Genomic DNA, 17,793 nt, shown 5'->3' on the forward strand with positions numbered 1-17,793 from the left:
ATGTTCGCATCCGGCTTCAATACCATTTCACCCAGAAGAGAAAGATCGTCCGGTTGTTGCTGGTCGGGTTTCAATCGGTCAGGAAACTGCGAAATAATTCTTCCTGCAAGCGATATATCCATCGTCCCAACCTCTACCCCCGCTACTCCCGTAAACGCCTGGATGATGGGTAGAAAGGATCCGCTCGCTAACTCAGGCGCTTCATCAACTATTGTGTATACTATATCTGGCTTCTCTGACATGGTTACTCCTCATATTAATGGTTTAAAAGATAATTAAATAAATAGTGTAATTCCCGATGCTATTTGAAATAACATAAGCAATTCGGATAAAAAGTTTTCATTTTCACCTGAGGCCGGCAGTGACCAGCCACCACGAAAATATACTCGCAGCATAACCTGCAGCAATTGCAGGTGACCATTTAAGGTGATTGATGAACGTATAGTTTTCCCGGTCAACCCCCATAACCGCCACCCCTGCTGCGGAACCGATTGACAATAAGCTGCCTCCCACACCTGCAGTCAAAGTTATCAACAACCATTGGTCGACACCCATGGCAGGGTCCATTTTCAATACCGCAAACATAATGGGTATGTTGTCAATGATTGCGGATAGAACTCCCACAGTGATATTTGACCAAGTAGGGCCAATATTTTCATACAAACTCTTACTGACAAGGGCTAGATAACCCATGTATTGCAAGGCACCAACAGCTGAAAGTATGCCAAAGAAGAACAGCAGAGTATCAAATTCCACTCTCGCAACATTTTGAAAGAGGTCAAAAGGTTCTTCTTCGTGATGTTCAGTTTTTGGTGAACTTGATAGATTAATTTTTTTACTCAAATATTGCAGGTAATAGCCCTGAAACATAAGCACTCCCAGTCCCAGCATCATTCCCATAAATGGAGGCAAATGGAGAAACTGGTGAAAGCAAACAGCAGTGGCAACCGTCAATATTCCTAATACAATGATCGTTTTAGCGCCCTCTTTCATCGGAATTTTATCCGATGAAAAATCTGGCTTCTCTTTTGGAACAAAAGGAAAAATGATGACTGCAGGAACAATCCAGTTAATTACCGAGGGAATTAACAAATATGAAAACTGCAACGTATCCACTTTTCCAGCAGTCCAAACCATAAGAGTTGTGATATCTCCAAATGGACTCCAGGCACCGCCTGCATTTGCAGCAACAACAATATTCACAAAAGCAGGAATGATAAATTTGGAGTTTCCGTTACTCACTGCAAGGGCAACGGTAGACATCAGTAAAGCACTCGTCAGGTTATCCGCTAATGGAGAAAGAAAAAATGTGATTAGACCAGTAGACCAATATAACGCCCTGAACCCCAAGCCTTTTCGTAAAAGCCAGGATCTAAGAGATCGAAAGACATTTCTTTCTTCCAATGTATTTACATAGGTCATCGCCACTAATAAAAAGAAAAACAACTCTCCTATTTCTGCAATGAGTTCCTCAATGTATTCATGCGCATGATCACTGCCACCGTGCCCCGCCTCATAAATTCCTATAAAAAACCACATCAAACACCCAATAAAAACAACGGGTTTTGATTTTTTCAAATGTATCTTTTCTTCAAAAACAACTAACAAGTAAGCCAGAAAAAAACCAATCAGCGCTAAATAACCAACCCATGAATTACCAATTGTGGACATCACAAATCCTCAATAATGAAGATAAATTTGAATTATCTGCAGAATTTATATCACATATCAATCTTGGTCAAATCCAATTGATTTCCAGCACCACGAGAATTAAATGGCACACAGAAACCTTTTATAAGATCAGAAAATTTTTAAAAGAATATTAATTGAAGTTTTATCAATACACCTAAACTGAAACAATGCTTTCTTGCCTTCAGATGTGTCTTGGAACTCTGCCCACAGCCATCCTCAACGGCAACTAACTCTAAAAAACAAAGCCTGAAAAAATAACTACCAGATCTGAAACCACTGTCACAGTCAGCGTTGGACCACTGGTATGGTGAGATGAGCAACAGATAGTTTCAAAAACTGATTTTTTGAAAAAAAGCTTTACAAATGTTCGAATTTCTATAATTTTATATTTCCAAATTGGAAGGAAAATAGTATTCTAAAAATAAAATATTATAAATTCGATATTTTTAAGCAAATTATTTGCTTTTATCAAACTGTTTAGAATGAACAGCTATGAACTGGTTAAACTATCACCATCTATATTACTTTTGGATCACCGCAAAAGAAGGAAGTATTAGTAACGCTTCAGTAAAACTTCGAGTCGGGCAGCCCACCATCAGCACTCAAATCAGGAATCTGGAAGAATCTCTGAGCCAAACACTGTTCCTGAGAAAAGGCCGAGGCCTCCATCTTACAGAAGCTGGCAAAGTGGTTCTAGATTATGCAAATCAAATATTCAGCCTGGGCAACGAACTTATGGAAGTGATTAAGGACGAAACTTTTTCAAAACGTGCTCATGTCCAAATCGGAGTTCTTGATAGTGTGCCCAAAAGTCTCGTGAAGTCACTGGTCCATTACGCCCAAAAAATTGCTCCATGTGTGATCTCGGTAATTGAAGGAGAGGGAGACTATCTGTTTAGAGAGCTCCAGGCCCACCGAATCGATTTGGTGATCTCAAACTTTCCCCCATCCGTAGGTGACTCGAAACAATACTTCTCCAGGCTCCTGGCAAAGATTCCCATCACAGTTTTTTCCACAAAAAAGTTTCAGTCCTTAAAACGGAAATTTCCGAAATCGCTTCAGGACCAGCCATTTATCATGCCTTCACTCCACAGCAAACTTCGGCATGATCTAAACCATTTTTTTCAAATCAATGATATTTCCATTGATGTGGTGATTGAAACACAGGACACCAGCATTCAAAAACTACTTGGAAACGAGGGGATGGGCTTGGTCCCGTTACCCGACTTTGCGGGAAAGGAACTTATTAAAGAGGGTAAGCTAATTAAAATTGGCAACCTGAAGGGCATCACAGAAGACTTCTGGTTGGTTTCGAGTCCCAGAAAGTTTTCAAACCCTATTGCGGAAATTTTAATAAAAAACTTTGAATGGAAGTTTTGAAAATAGGGAAAGGGGCTAGAGCCTCCTCCGTGATGACTTATACAAAGGCATTGAAACAATACTATAGGCCGATAAGAGATACAGTGTCTTATCTAAGTGGAGCAGTCACCATTTGCATGTAAAAAGTATGTAAAACGAGTTCGAGCCAAGCACACGGGTGTCGTCGCGAATGACCGAAGGGAATGTGGCGATCCAGTTTCACTCTGGATTTACCCTTGCAGGGCACGAAGCCTGAAGAAAGGTTATCACGGCTACGTCGAGCTGGTTCCCCGCAAAGACGGTCGCATAGTGCTTGATTTTTAATTTAAACTTTGCAGTGGTAGAACCTGTGGACCGGTTTCACGGCTCTCACATATAAAGATTTCCCCGTCTCTAATTGTCCAGAAGAACACTGGAAATCCATTAGTTAATCTGACAAGTCTTCAAAGTTTCTTATCTTTACAAAGTTTTCCTGATATTCCTTCGCATCTCCATAAGTTGCAAAGTTTTTATATCGGCTGTGTTCATTTTTCAATTTTTTTGCATGCTTGACTGGACACCAGTATTGCTCTGTCCTTCCTGCCACTTCCTGTGCGTAAGAGATCACCCCTGTAAAATATCCACAATAAACACAATTAAATTTTTTGGACAGGTTCAGATACTTCAGTTTATGCCGGTCAATAATTACATAATCGCCTCTTGCCACCAATGGAATCCCGTATAAAGGAAAGCAAACTCTTTGATAAAGAGAAACGACTAGATCCATGGCTATTGTTGGAATGAAACACAGATATATAAAAGGCGCCGTGATGATTTGCAGTGACTTATATCTGAGTATGGATGGTAGCGACTGGTTTTTTAAAGCAGGGTGGCGGCGTCCGGTTTCTTTTAAATAATATCTGATTTTATCAAGCATATGTGAACCACTAAGAGTTTTCAGGAATACAAACTTTTTTATTAAACATTCACCATCGTGTCAAACTGTTTTTATACAAGAAGAAGGGTTGTTTGATATGGGAATTCCAGCGCAACCATTTATTCTGAAAAAGTAAATATTTGATATATAAAGACTGTTAAAAGAACTATATTCACATAAAGCATCCTGTCAGTTAAAGGATAATTAGAAAGGTATTTTTATGCATGGAAAGATATCAAGCATCAATAGTCGAACGGGTCTGGCTGCGGTCAAAACATCCGAGGATAGCTTTTCTGTATTTGAAATGATGGGAACTGCAATAGAAGTGGGTCAGGAAATTTCTGGAGATCTTGAGTCAAAGGGAGTCATTACTGTGAAAAACCTCTCGAGAAACCTGGACATGGAAATCTATATATTGGAAACCCGATGCAATTCTATTCGTGCAAACGAACTGCTTCAGTGGCATAGCAACGGATTTTAACCACAGCCTGATTGCAAAAGAAAATCCATCCAGAGTTTACTTTTTGCGGTTACTGAATTTTCTTACGTAATAAGAGGAAAAATCCCTGATCGAAAGCATGCCAATGATCGCATCATCTTCGGTGACAGCAATATGCCGGATACCATTCTTCTCCATAGTCAAAAATGCTGCCTCCATTAACTTGTTCGACTCGATGGTAATAATAGGTTGAGACATGATCGTTTCAACCTGAACCTCTATAGGTTTTTTTAATTCCGCAATAACCCTTTTTGATATATCACCTTCGGTCAAGATTCCTATATACTCACCATTTTTTTCTATCAACACTGACCCCGGTCGGTAATCATACATCGTTTGTGCCGCTTCTGTAGCTCTGGCTCTGCTATCAATGCTGTGGAAACTATCCCTCACGCCATCAGCATTATAGGCAGCAGCCATTTAAATGATTTGGTTTTGTCAACCTGCATCATTGGACGTTTTAAAAATATTTCTCCTAAAGCGATAGATATGCGGCTATTCTGGGAGCACAGTATTGCTACTGGTATTTCAGCAAAAATTATAGCCAGGTTTCTAGATATGCTCAATTTCGAGGGCATTTTTGTTGGGGATCTCCTGCATGATATCGGACGGCTGATAATCTGTTTAAATACTCCCGAAAAATTCAGCGAAATATTTCTTAAAGCTGAAACCGAAGAAATCAGCCTTTTAGAAGCAGAGAAAAAAATATTAGGATTCAGCCATGAAAAAGTGGGAGAAGAGCTTTTAAGAAGATGGCAGTTACCTAAAATTCACCAGGAAACTGTGGGATATCACCATAACCCGGTGGAAGCTCCCCTGTTTGATAAAGAAGCCGCAGTGGTCAATGTTGCCAATGACATGTCCAAGTCGATGACTTTAGGTTCCAGCGGCGAACTGCGTTCGTCAGAATATAACGACAAAGTCCTAGGCTTACTGGGAATCGAAAATAAAGAGTCTTTGCTTTCAATCATTGATGAAGTTCAGGATGAGTACCAGGCGATCCTCGAAACATTTTTAACAACTCAGAATTAAGAATCTTTGGATTGCCTCTGGCAAATTTTCGAGCTAATTGAAATTGCTTAGCGGATTCTTCATGAAGACCAAGTTTATGGAGGCTCAAAGACAGGTTGTAATAGATAATTCCCCGGCTTGGATCTCTCAGCTGCCTTGCCAGATAAACAGCCTTTTTAAAATTTTCTGCCGACTCTTTATAAAATCCTTGCTGGTATTTTTTAATAGCCTGGCTATTAATTTGGCTTATTTCCAAATCAAAGCTCTTTGATCCCTCTACTTTTGGCAGCTTGATGGGAGCCTCTGTTTCACTCCACACAGGCGCACATAAAGCCATTAACAAGAAAATGGTAAAACAAAGAAATATTATTTCAGCATTTTGAATTAGAGAACCGACCCGTTTAGCCATCTGATCTATCACAACCCCAGTTTATATTCTATCTTGCTGTACTTTTTAAATAACTCAGGTCAAAACCTTTTTCACGAATTTTATCCTTCAACATTTCGAGTGTTTGCTTGTCCATATTTGGAGACCGACTCAAGATCCACAAGTATTGACGATCAGGCTCACTGACAACAGCATATTGATAATCCTTATCCAGAATAATGACCCAGTAGTCACCTTCAAATGGCCAAAAGAACTGGACCCTTAATTTTGCATTGGTACTTTCATCTGCTATATAAGCTTTTCCAATCGCTTCATTCAATTCGCCATCTGGACCATGCATACGACATTGATTTGTCACCTTAATTTTTCCTCCAGGCAACATTTCATAAAGCGCAGTGGATCTATAGCATCCCTCTTCAAACCAGTTTGGGTACAGTGCAATTTCATACCATTTGCCCAGGTAGCGTTCAATATCAACATAAGAAACGACCTGTAATTCAGGAGATGATTTCCTGGGAATCGTTGAGCAACCCGTCACAAAAAGAAATAGAGTGATTAAAAAAGTTACATGAGCCCTCGACAAGCATTTAATGCAAGCAACCATATATTTATTTGAAGTATAAAAATTCATTATAGTAAGAGAAGGTTTAAAATTAAACTATTCCTAGACTTGAGCCATTACCCTGTATAGAACAAAACCAACAACCCACATCTGGGCCAGATTAACTCCCACGCTCAACCTATGCAAAATATTAAAAGCCTTACCAGCCTTTAAATTCCCTTCTAATTGATCATCTCGATAGCGGTTTATTCTAGGCATTAGCCATAACCAGGCCCAGATGAATAGAATAAAAACAGTGACCAGATAAATTGATTCGTGAAAACCCCATAAAAATAAAGCTGCGGCAAAAGTCATTCCTGCCATGGCCTGACTATAAACCGGAAATGCTTGACGAATAAAAGGACCTGATATTTCAGGCGGAAGCTTTGTAAATACCAAAGGTGTCATGATAGCAGCGAAAAAAAACATCCCTCCTATTATCAGGGCCAGCAAAAATATTCCGGTAATATCAAAAAAATATAAACTGTTCATAATGACCTCAAACTAAAAGTTTCGCATGACAGATAAAGAATCCAGGTATCCAGATTTTAAGAAACTCTCCTTCTGGAAAGCCACAAGGCCTTTCCCTGGATTCTTCTTCCATACTTATTTAACGATAAAGTACTTTTTCCTCATTTAATGCGCCATCAAAGTATCAATGGTTTTGTAGCGGTAATTGAATATCTTCTCCAAATCCTTCCTTATCCACTTCCCAGCAACCAGATCCCCGGGGACCCCAAAAGGAACCTTGTACAGCACACGATCTTTTATTAAAGTACCGCCGTTTTTCTCTTCAAACTCGTGAGTGTGACACCAATATGTATAGGGACCCTTTAATTGAAAATCTGAGAATTTTTGATTTGGTTTCCAATAGGTAATTTTTGATTGCCAACCAACGGGAAAACCATGAAGGGAAAGTCGATAGTTAATTTTTGTACCTTCCTGGATTTCCGGGGTTGATTGATTCAGAACTTTGAAGCTTAAAAATTCTGGAGTGATTTTTTCTAAATTTTGTGCTTCCTTAAAAAAAGAAAAAGTCTTGTTCAGAGGTTGAGGAACCCATTGCTCCATTTCAATCTCGTGACAGGAGTGCCCACAGATCTCCTGCAATGCTTCCTGGATCGAAGGGTATTTAAATTCAAAACCCGTATCGGCAATTTTCTCACTTTTCACCCTCTGGCCTCCAAGAAGCAACTCTGAAAGCTCTCCCAAGGCGCACTTCAAGACAAATTTGGGAACGGGAAACATAGTCGGGCGTCTCAACACATCCCCTAATATTTTTGTAAATTCAATGTTTCTTACCGGGTTAGGACTTACCGCATTGTATATTCCTTCAACAGAGGAATTTTCTACAGCATGAATTAACATATCAACCAGATCATTAATATGAATCCAGCTCATCCACTGAGATCCATTTCCCAGCTTGCCTCCGACACCCAATTTAAATGGAGGAAGAATTTTATCTAGAGCGCCCCCATCATGCCCAAGAACCATTCCTATTCTATAGGCCACTGTTCTAATTCCAAGGTCTCTGGCTTTTAGAATTTCATCCTCCCAACTAAGACAAATATCTGAAAGAAAGCCATGACCTCTCGTATCTTTTTCATCGAGAAACTCTTCACCGCGATCTCCATAAAAACCAATTGCAGAAGCGGAAATAAAGGATTGAGGTTTTAAATCCATATAGGTCATGGCATCTATCAACCGTCGAACCGAATGAACTCTTGATTGAATAAGCTCACGTTTTCGTTTAGCAGACCAACGTCCGTCAGCAATGTTTTCCCCTGCCAGGTTGATTACCGCATCAACTTCTTTTAAAACACTTGATGGAAGAGAGCCTCTAGATGGGTCCCAGGTGACGGTTTCACAATGCACAGGAATACGAAACCTGGCCGAGTCAGGACTTCTTGTTAAAATTACAATTTCATGGCCTCTTTCATTGAGCGCTTTTATTAATTGCCTTCCTATAAAACCTGTTGCACCCGTTATCATGACTTTCATAATTGCCTTCTTTCAATCTATTCAAAAATTAAATTCTTAGTTGGGTCATAAAAAATCAGTTCAAATAAATTTTTTGTTTACCTTTTTCTTTTTTGAGCAAAGAAGTTTCCTTTTGGCCTTGATCGAATTCAGTCCAATGTCTGCGACTTAACTCCTGTGTTGAAATAACTTTTTTTAATTTATCTTTTTTATTAAAAACCCTTACTTCATAAAACATGATTGAACTCCATATTTATTATTAATAAAGACAACTTAAATTTAAATACCAAGAACAAACTAGATAACAATCTAGACATTTTTGAATTAATTGTCAATATTTTTTTAAAAATATTTATACAAATATCTAGTTTTTATCTAACTTATTGATAATGGATGTTTAAATTTATTTTGGTAAATACTAAAAAAAGTTTTGGGCGTCTAAATTCTGGCGATATAAATCAGCAGCTTTTCAAATTTTTAGCTGATATTTTGAAGATTAGGAGGATTTCGAGTTTATGGAGAGCTCAGCAATGAGAGAGGAATTATCTGTATAGACTTATCCTATACATCAAACCCAAAACTTGAATATAAAAAGGATATATGTCACAAAACAAATCTATTCCAAGAGTTGATTTAAGCTTGTAAGCGATATATTTGATTTATAATTATTAGGTAATTAGACTTCAAGTCGAAGTTACACGACCCTGATTTTCTGATTTTGTTGCTTCTCACAGTAGGAGTTATTCTTTTTATCCGATCTCTTCTGCTTAAGATTTCACGGTGACGACTTAAGTAAATATCGGCTGGAGATGCGTTGTTTAAGGATTCGTGGTATCGGTGATTGTTATAATAGTCAACGAACCTTGAGATTTCCTGCTCCAACTTCCAACGGAATTAATAGTTCTGAAGCCACTGATTTATTCAAAATTGGTTAGACTGTCAAGTATTGGTTGATAATTTCTTCTCCCAGATTTTCCATATCATCCGCTACAACATCTCGACCTTTGTCCAGAATGCAATACTTTTGTGCAACACGACGTGCGAATGGTAACTTTTGCTCGACGAGCAATATAGTCAGATCTTTTTCCTGATTTAGGCGAATTATAATATCACCAATTTCGTGCACTATATTTGGCTGAATGCCCTCTGTGGGCTCATCTAATATTAAAAGTTTGGGATTTATGGTTAAAGCTCTTCCTATAGCCAATTGTTGTTGTTGACCTCCAGAAAGATCTCCTCCTCTTCTATTTAACATCTGTTTTAAGACAGGAAAAATCTCAAATATAAGCTCAGGAATTTCGCGCAAACCATCATCACGAGCAAGCAAGGCTACTCGAAGGTTTTCTTCAACACTTAATTGTGTAAATATTTCCCTACCTTGTGGGACATAACCGATACCTTTTCGTGCTCTCAACTCAGCTGGTTTATTCGAAAGTTCTGCGCCTTCATAAAAGATAGAACCGGAACTTATTGGCAACAATCCCATAATCGACTTAAGTAGGGTCGTTTTGCCTACACCATTTCTCCCCATTAAACATGTACATTTTCCGGCTAAAACATCTAAGTTTAAATCCCAGAGGGTATGGCTTTCGCCATAAAACTGATTTAAATTTTCAACTTTTAACACTTTTAGCTTCCTAAATAAACTTCCATGACTCTTTGATTATTTTGGATATCTTCCATTTTTCCTTCTGCAAGTACACTTCCCTCATGTAAGACGGTTACCCTATTTGCAATAGAACGAATAAAATCCATTTCATGCTCAACAACTACGACGGAATGTTTACCTGCAAGCGATGATAAGAGTTCAGCAGTGCGATCTGTTTCCTGATGAGTCATTCCCGCAACGGGTTCATCGATCAACAACAGTTTTGGGTCTTGAACAAGTAGCATTCCGATCTCCAACCATTGCTTCTGACCGTGAGATAACAAACCAGCGCGAAGATTCTTTTGTTTAGTTAATCCAATAGTTTCAAGACCTTCTTCAATTAACTCTTTATGTTCGGTACTTAAGCATTTCATAAGAGATGTCCAAACATCTTTTTTAGCCTTAAGTGCCAGCTCTAAATTTTCAAAAACTGTATGATTAAGAAAAACTGTTGGTTTTTGAAATTTACGGCCTATGCCAATGTGAGAAATTTCGTACTCTGTCATTTTTGACAAGTCGTGATCTTGCCCAAAAAAAACAGTGCCGGAGTCTGGACGTGTTTTTCCTGTGATTACATCCATCATGGTAGTTTTCCCGGCACCATTAGGTCCTATGATACAACGTAACTCACCATCGTCAATATAGAGGTTTAAATCGTTAAGTGCTTTGAATCCGTCAAAGCTAACCGTCAGCCCTTCTATATAAAGGATACAACCATGTGATGTGTTAACTTTAGATTCTTTTGCTTGAGCTGCTAATCTAGTCATTTAAAATGGCTCCATTATTTTTTTTTGAAGATCTAGAAAAAATACCAATAACGCCTTTTGGGAAAAATAGCGTCACCACGATAAATAATCCTCCTAAAAAATAAAGCCAATAGTCTGGAGCAGCAACTGTAAACCAACTTTTGGCTCCGTTAACCAGACCCGCGCCAATCAAAGCACCATTTAAAGTACCGCGCCCTCCTACCGCAACCCAAATAGCCATCTCAATAGAATGTGAGGGTTGCATCTCACTCGGATTGATGATTCCAACTTGAGGAACATAAAGTGCCCCGGCTATTCCACACAAAAATGCCGAAAAGGTCCATATTGAAAGCTTATAGTACAAAGTATTATACCCAGAAAACATTACACGACTTTCCGCATCTCGAATAGCGATTAAAACCCTTCCTAATTTTGATTGAACTATATAACGGGACAAAATATAACTTAGAAAGAGGATAAGAGCGGTGATTATATAGAGTGCCATTTTTGTGGATGGTTCTTGTAACGAATATCCTATAATTCTTTTAAAATCAGTAAGGCCGTTGTTACCTCCAAATCCCGTATTATTGCGAAAAAATAATAGCATTAAAGCAAATGTCATGGCCTGAGTAATGATCGCAAAATACACACCTTTAATACGAGACCTAAAAGCAAAATAACCAAAAATAAATGCAAATAAAGCTGGGATCAATATTATAACCATCATAGTAAATACAAAATTGTCAAATCCATACCAGTACCAAGGTAGTTCTTTCCAATCTAGGAACACCATAAAGTCAGGTAAATCACTCTTATAGACACCTTCTTTGCCAATACTTCTCATTAAATACATTCCCATGGCATATCCTCCGATCGAGAAAAATACTCCATGCCCCAAACTCAGGATACCTGTATAACCCCATATTAAGTCCATAGCTAAAGCTACCAGCGCGTAGCATAAATATTTCCCGAGCAAAGCAAACATATAATCGGGAACATGTAAGATGGAGTTTTGAGGGAGCCAGATATTAAGCAAAGGAAGAAAAACAACGCCAAATGCTAATAATGAAAAAGAAACTAGCCAACCCTTTAGGGAATGTAATTTCAAAATATTTCTAATCATTTGGGAATACTCAGTTGTCAACTATACGACCTTTTAAGGCAAATAATCCTTGTGGTCGTTTTTGAATCACTATAATTATAAGAACTAAAACAAAAATCTTTCCTAAAACTGCTCCAGCTACAGGTTCTAAAAACTTATTTAAAACTCCTAAACCCATTGCACCTGCAACCGTACCTGCGATTTTTCCTACGCCTCCAAGTACAACAACCATAAAAGAATCGACAATATAAAGTTGCCCTAACTCGGGGCCCACATTTCCTATCTGTGATAAGGCGACACCACCCAATCCAGCTACTCCTGAACCAAGCCCAAAAGTATACATGTCAATTTTATGGGTTGATATTCCAATGCATGAAGCCATACCTCTGTTCTGGGTAACGGCACGCACTTGTAATCCTAATGAGCTTTTTTGGAGCAATGTCCAAACCAATATAACAACAAACACAACAAAAAATATGATTGCAATACGATTAAATGGTAGAACAACACCACTGAAAACTTGAATTCCACCTGAGAGATAGGAGGGGTTAGATACTTCGACATTTTGTGCGCCAAAAATAAGGCGTACTGTTTGTATCAAAATCAAACTGATACCCCAAGTAGCTAAAAGGGTTTCTAGAGGGCGACCATACAGATGTCTGATCACAATTTTTTCCAAGAGGATACCAATTAAACCACTTACAATGAAAGCAATCGGAATGGCTGCAACCAGATACCAGTCAAATAGGTCAGGTAAATATTCTTTAAAAAGGTTTTGGATCACAAACGTGGAGTATGCGCCGATCATCAACATTTCTCCATGCGCCATGTTGATAACACCCATAAGACCAAAAGTTATGGCTAATCCCAATGCGGCTAACAACAATATACTGCCAAGGCTCATTCCATAAAAAAGGTTTGCTGATTGATTGATAAAAAATTGTCTTTTTTCAATGGAGGCAAGGGCTTTTTTAACTTCATCACGAATATCAGAGTCAGCCTCAAGAAACTCACCATTCTCATTTTTTCGCAGTAAAGCTTCTAAAACACTTTTGAAGTCATTATTACCAAATTCCCTAATAGTAATGATAGATGCAAGTCGTTTTGCTTTATCACCACTATTTAATCTATCTTTAGCTAAAACTAAGTTTAAAACTTCTCGAATATCGCCGTTGGTTTCCTTGGCTAAAACCTTTTCAACCAAGTCTACTGAACCGCTAGTAGTTTTTTTTAATAACTGTTCTGCTGCTTTTAAACGAATAGAAGAATCAGAAGATTGAAGTTGAAGCTTTCCTATAGCTAAAGATAAAGCCCTCCGAACAGAATTATTGATTCTGGGTTTACGAAGTTTAAATGAATTTACATCGATTTTTTCTGCCGTAAGTGCATTGTGACCTTTATCGCCAGATTTATTAATTATTATTAAAGTACCATCTTCACTCACCCTCAGACGATTTTCCTTAAGAGCTTCAAGAGCTGGCAAAGCAGAAGGATTTTCTTGATTTCCTAGACTTTTTATTGCTTTTTTTATCTTTGATCTACTTTTATTTCCAAGGTCTTTTAAGCTCTGTTCAAAATCACTTGCTTCTATAATAGAAAATGAATTTAATATGATAAAAAGAAACGCAAAAGACGAAATCAACTGTTTAAGAGTATTACAAGTTGTTTGGTAGGTTTGCAATTTTCGCGGTTCGAGGAAATAAATAGTTTCATTCATTATTTTAATGCCAACAGAAACAAGAAAATCCCACCTAAGGATGGGAATGTGTTAGCGGAATTCATAAAATTGACTGGATCAAACTACCATCTTATGAATTTTAAAACAATGCATAAACAAAAAAATCCCATCTTATTAAGATAGGGAAGAATTAAATATTGAAAAAATTTGGGAGTTAAACCATGATCTCTTACAGCCCCCCTAAACTAATTTTGGAGGAAACTTGGCATACATCTGGGAGACTGTAAGAGATTATTTTAAATTAGAACTTAGGTTTTTTACAATTGCCGCATACCCAAGGATAAGTCCAATCTGCAACCTTTTCTTTGCTATCTGGGATAAAAGGACTCCATGCTTGTGCGCGAATCGGCCCATCTGTTTTCCAGACAACATCAAACTGCCCATTCTCTGTAATTTCTCCTATAACAACGGGCTTATGTAAATGATGGTTTTTAGCATCCATTTGAATCTTGAATCCAGATGGTGATTGGACTGTTTGACCTCCAACTGCTTGACGAACAGCATCTATATTCGTAGTTCCAGCTTGTTCAACTGCCTGAGCCCACATCTTAATTCCAATATAGGTTGCCTCCATTGGATCGTTTGTAACTCGTTTGCTTCCATCCGGAAGTTTATGTTTTTTAACATATGCATTCCATTTTTTGATGAAGTCTTTGTTTTCAGCAGTATCGATAGACATAAAGTAATTCCATGCCGCCAAATGCCCGACTAAAGGTTTTGTATCCATACCACGTAGCTCTTCTTCTCCAACTGAGAATGCAACTACAGGAATATCCTCAGCTTTAAGTCCTTGGTTGCCGAGTTCTTTGTAAAATGGAACATTTGAGTCGCCATTTATCGTTGAAACAACTGCGGTTGGAGTTCCAGCCGCAAACTTCTTAATGTCAGCCACAATTGTTTGGTAGTCACTATGACCAAAAGGAGTATATTTTTCCATTATATCCTTTTTGGCTACACCTTTAGACTTGAGAAAATAATTTAAAATTTTGTTGGTAGTACGTGGATAAACATAGTCAGTACCCAATAGCACCCATTTTTTTGCTGCTCCACCATCTTCACTCATTAGATACTCAACGGCAGGAATAGCTTGTTGATTTGGAGCAGCACCAGTATAAAAAACATTATAAGAAGATTCTTCGCCTTCATATTGGACGGGATAAAATAGCAAGCCATTCAATTCTTCAAAAACGGGTAGTACTGATTTCCTAGAAACAGAAGTCCAACAACCAAACGTTACTGCAACTTTATGTTTTTGAATTAATTCACGGGCTTTTTCTGCAAATAGCGGCCAGTCAGAAGCAGGGTCAACGACCACTGGCTCAAGCTTTTTACCCAAGACACCACCCTTTGCATTGATTTCTTCAATAGCCATTAGAGCAACATCCCTGAGAGAAGTTTCACTAATTGCCATAGTTCCAGATAGGGAGTGTAAGATTCCTACTTTAATCGTATCAGCTGCTTGTGCCGGTACGGTTAAAACGAAAAGTATTAACGCCAAGACTATCGACTTGAAATTTAATTTTGAATTTCCTATGGGAGACTTTAATAAGTCCATTTCTAACCGTCCTTTCTTACTTTTTCGAATGATTTAATATAGATATTCTTTGTTATTAAATATAATTAGCAATACTTATGCCAAAAATTTTTTTTAACAAAGATATTGTTAAGTAAGGACTTATAACTATAGATTAAATTTTTAAAGTTTTACTTGCTTTAAAATTAAGCATTCAGAAAACTGGATGCTCTATTTTCTTGCTAAAAAATAGAAGGGTAGGTCTTTAAATAGGAAAAAAATACATAGAAAGAGAAGCTTTATCTCTTTGGTGGTGATAAGGATTGCAAAAATAAAAAAGGAGAGAGGAATTTAACCTCTCTCCTTATTTACTAGTTTAAAGATTCTAAATTAAGAGTGCATTACAATAATTGAAACTGCATACCAAGTGTAAAAGTATCTACTGGTTGAGCATTGGAACTCTGTGTATCAGAGGTAAAAGATGACATTATTTTTGCATTATGACCATCAATAATGTAGTTTAGACCACCTTCCATAATACCTCGGGTACCAAAATCAGTTGGCCCACAAAGGGCACCAGCACATCCATTATCCTGAGTGGAATGCTGATAGCGAACGTAGGGCTGAAACTTACCCCAACCTATTTTATTTGGAAGTAGATAACTAGCTAACGCGCGGTAAGATTGACCTTGAGTTATTGTTCCATCCTCTTTGTCATCTGTATCAGTATCATAAAAACTGCCTTCTAGGTTCACAACCCCACCATTTGATAGTTTTTTCTCCATGAGTACGTCCACATTCCAACCTGTGTAATCACCCTGTAAAGTGGGATCAATATTGCTGTTACCAGCACCATCATTTTCATACCGGAACACAAATGCTACTGCTAATACATCCTTTGCTCCATAATACGTACTGGTAGTATAATAACCAGGTTCTGGTTGCCAAAAGTTATATGTAGCACGGAATGCATGCTGTAAATTGTCAGACTGGTCAGGATTTTGGTTCCCGTTGGTTGCGTTTGTTCTGCCCTCAAATACACCGTAGGCCCATTTAAACTTTCCACCATCATACTCTTTAAAAATCATGGCACCGTTGTCACGTCCAGCAGCGATGGCTGGGTAAGGTGAAGTGGCTAGTGGAAAGTTATAAGCATTTAGAAAATAAGGGCCATCGAGATTGGACCTTTCACTTGGTGGAAGAAACTTTCCGAACCAAACATCAAAGCCACCAACAGTAAGGGTAGCCCTTGCATCCAGCACATGAATATCATGAAGGTTCCCATTGTTATTGCCAGTCCTTAATTGTCCCGTACCATTGCTCCTGACCTCTGTATTAAACTCAAAAATAATATTTTTATGAACCTGAGTTAACGTATAAAGCCTCATATTGTCTAAGGTAAAATCTGTGGCACTGCCACCAGCATCAGCACCCGCGTTATTCGAAGAAGAAAAAGAACTTCTAAAGCCGGCACCAAACTTCATCCACCTATCACCATCTCCCTTGACTGTAACCCAAGCGCTCGCCAAAGAAGGCAAAGCCATGCCAACCATAAGCACAGCAATCAATCCAAAAAATTTAAATCTATTATAAAACATCCCATCTCCTCCTGTTTTTTCTTTAAATTACTTTGTCTTATTGGCGTCGCAATAAAGCGGTGGTCCTATTGTTAGTTAAACTCTAATTTAGATCCTAGCATAAATAAAAAAACCAGAAAAGTTTTACAAATCAAATATTTTCAATATCTGAACTTTTTACTGTTCGGGATAACAGAATTTTACCTACATTACCCTTATGAAAATTTATCGTTAAGCTACCAGTAAATAAACTTTTGATTAGCCCGTTTAAAATTTTCACCAAATCTTCCAAACCTCAACCCTTTTCAAATTAAGTTTAACTTTTGAACAGTTTTACCCCAAAGAATAGCAAAATATATACCATTTACTATTTATTTGAGAAAACCATAAAAATACAATATTCTATATAACTTTAGATTTAATTCAAGAGTGATCAGGATACAAAGTATGCCCCAATATTGGGCGATTAAATTTTTTGGTGACTAATTTTAAGGCAAACAAAGTCTATGAATAAAAGTCCAGTTTATTAGGTTCTTAAGGTTGAATTTCTTGTCTTTTTAGCTTTTATGAATTATGCGAGATGAACCGTTCTAAAATAATTTTTCAAAAAGTCTTTTTTGTTGGGTTTTATATTCTTCTTCCTCGATGAGCCCTTGCTGATACAGGTGTTTCAAGTGTTTTAACTTCCTTTCCAATTCTCGGTCTATTTTTTTACCTGAGTTGTCGTTCTCCAATAAATGTAATAAGTCTTTATTTGCTAAATTTTTAGTTTTAGAAATAGGAAGTTTCAGTTTTGAGACTAACCAGTTTTTATGCAGGCGTTGATTTTCGCTGGACTTGTAATAACGCTGACCCTTTTGAGGCGTCAACTCCCAGGCAAATATTTTATACATTCGGGCATTGTTTTTTTGAAAGAAAGTTTCCCCCTGAATTGAGTCAAAACGCCAACTTATATAGTTTTTAAAAGAAAAAATATCAGACTCAGTAATCCCAGCTTTATTTTTTAATTCAATATGAATTACC

At 37.8% G+C, this 17,793-nt stretch carries 16 protein-coding genes; 3 read left to right on the top strand and 13 right to left on the bottom strand.

The genetic code is table 11. The features are described 5' to 3' along the window. A partial coding sequence (locus tag F3741_11725) for an NADP-dependent isocitrate dehydrogenase (GenBank protein MZG31448.1) occupies positions 1-242 on the bottom strand: 242 nt, incomplete at its 3' end. A gap of 103 nt (positions 243-345) precedes the next feature. Beyond that, positions 346-1,671 carry a sodium:proton antiporter gene (locus F3741_11730; GenBank protein ID MZG31449.1) on the bottom strand — a complete coding sequence of 442 codons (1,326 nt, stop codon included), beginning with the start codon at positions 1,669-1,671 and terminating at the stop codon, positions 346-348. 513 nt (positions 1,672-2,184) lie between these two features. Between F3741_11730 and F3741_11735 the strand changes: the two genes are divergently transcribed. After that, the gene (locus tag F3741_11735; protein MZG31450.1) at positions 2,185-3,072 is read left to right on the top strand and encodes a LysR family transcriptional regulator; all 888 of its coding nucleotides are present in this window, start codon (positions 2,185-2,187) and stop codon (positions 3,070-3,072) included. 406 nt (positions 3,073-3,478) lie between these two features. On the opposite strand, the gene F3741_11740 is transcribed toward F3741_11735, so the two are convergent. Further along, on the bottom strand, positions 3,479-3,967 hold the full coding sequence (locus tag F3741_11740; protein ID MZG31451.1) for a hypothetical protein: 489 nt from the start codon (positions 3,965-3,967) through the stop codon (positions 3,479-3,481). 220 nt (positions 3,968-4,187) lie between these two features. Here F3741_11740 and F3741_11745 point away from each other — a divergent pair, with 220 nt between their 5' ends. Then, on the top strand, positions 4,188-4,448 hold the full coding sequence (locus tag F3741_11745) for a hypothetical protein (protein MZG31452.1): 261 nt from the start codon (positions 4,188-4,190) through the stop codon (positions 4,446-4,448). A gap of 36 nt (positions 4,449-4,484) precedes the next feature. On the opposite strand, the gene F3741_11750 is transcribed toward F3741_11745, so the two are convergent. Continuing rightward, positions 4,485-4,886 (bottom strand): CBS domain-containing protein, encoded by a 402-nt coding sequence (locus F3741_11750; protein ID MZG31453.1) that lies wholly within the window; start codon positions 4,884-4,886, stop codon positions 4,485-4,487. On the opposite strand from F3741_11750, the gene F3741_11755 reads away from it, so the two are divergent. Next, positions 4,791-5,498, top strand: coding sequence for an HDOD domain-containing protein (locus F3741_11755; protein ID MZG31454.1), 708 nt, complete (start codon positions 4,791-4,793; stop codon positions 5,496-5,498). The two genes, F3741_11750 and F3741_11755, sit on opposite strands and share 96 nt — an antisense overlap. Before the next feature lie 416 nt (positions 5,499-5,914). Here F3741_11755 and F3741_11760 read toward each other — a convergent pair whose 3' ends face one another. The 9 genes from F3741_11760 to F3741_11800 form a co-directional block, all read right to left on the bottom strand. After that, positions 5,915-6,496, bottom strand: coding sequence for a lipocalin family protein (locus tag F3741_11760; GenBank protein ID MZG31455.1), 582 nt, complete (start codon positions 6,494-6,496; stop codon positions 5,915-5,917). Positions 6,497-6,529: 33 nt separating this feature from the next. Further along, on the bottom strand, positions 6,530-6,958 hold the full coding sequence (locus F3741_11765; GenBank protein ID MZG31456.1) for a DUF4149 domain-containing protein: 429 nt from the start codon (positions 6,956-6,958) through the stop codon (positions 6,530-6,532). A gap of 144 nt (positions 6,959-7,102) precedes the next feature. Beyond that, complete coding sequence (locus F3741_11770; GenBank protein ID MZG31457.1) at positions 7,103-8,467, bottom strand: TIGR01777 family protein; 1,365 nt, start codon at positions 8,465-8,467, stop codon at positions 7,103-7,105. Between the two features lie 910 nt (positions 8,468-9,377). Further along, positions 9,378-10,073 carry an urea ABC transporter ATP-binding subunit UrtE gene (gene urtE, locus F3741_11775; GenBank protein MZG31458.1) on the bottom strand — a complete coding sequence of 232 codons (696 nt, stop codon included), beginning with the start codon at positions 10,071-10,073 and terminating at the stop codon, positions 9,378-9,380. Positions 10,074-10,075: 2 nt separating this feature from the next. After that, entirely contained in the window at positions 10,076-10,861 is a 786-nt protein-coding gene (gene urtD / locus F3741_11780) for an urea ABC transporter ATP-binding protein UrtD (GenBank protein ID MZG31459.1), read from the bottom strand. Further along, a complete protein-coding gene (urtC, locus tag F3741_11785) occupies positions 10,854-11,963 on the bottom strand; it encodes an urea ABC transporter permease subunit UrtC (protein MZG31460.1) in 1,110 nt (369 codons plus the stop codon). Before urtC ends, urtD begins: the two co-directional genes overlap by 8 nt. 10 nt (positions 11,964-11,973) lie before the next feature. After that, positions 11,974-13,659: an urea ABC transporter permease subunit UrtB gene (gene urtB / locus F3741_11790; protein ID MZG31461.1), complete on the bottom strand. Its 1,686-nt coding sequence runs from the start codon at positions 13,657-13,659 to the stop codon at positions 11,974-11,976. Positions 13,660-13,921: 262 nt separating this feature from the next. Next, positions 13,922-15,235, bottom strand: coding sequence for an urea ABC transporter substrate-binding protein (gene urtA, locus F3741_11795; protein ID MZG31462.1), 1,314 nt, complete (start codon positions 15,233-15,235; stop codon positions 13,922-13,924). 359 nt (positions 15,236-15,594) lie between these two features. Beyond that, positions 15,595-16,791: a hypothetical protein gene (locus F3741_11800; GenBank protein MZG31463.1), complete on the bottom strand. Its 1,197-nt coding sequence runs from the start codon at positions 16,789-16,791 to the stop codon at positions 15,595-15,597. Positions 16,792-17,793: the final 1,002 nt, after the last annotated feature.

It is taken from the genome of Nitrospinota bacterium (assembly GCA_009873635.1).
In the GTDB taxonomy this organism is placed as follows: domain Bacteria; phylum Nitrospinota; class Nitrospinia; order Nitrospinales; family VA-1; genus LS-NOB.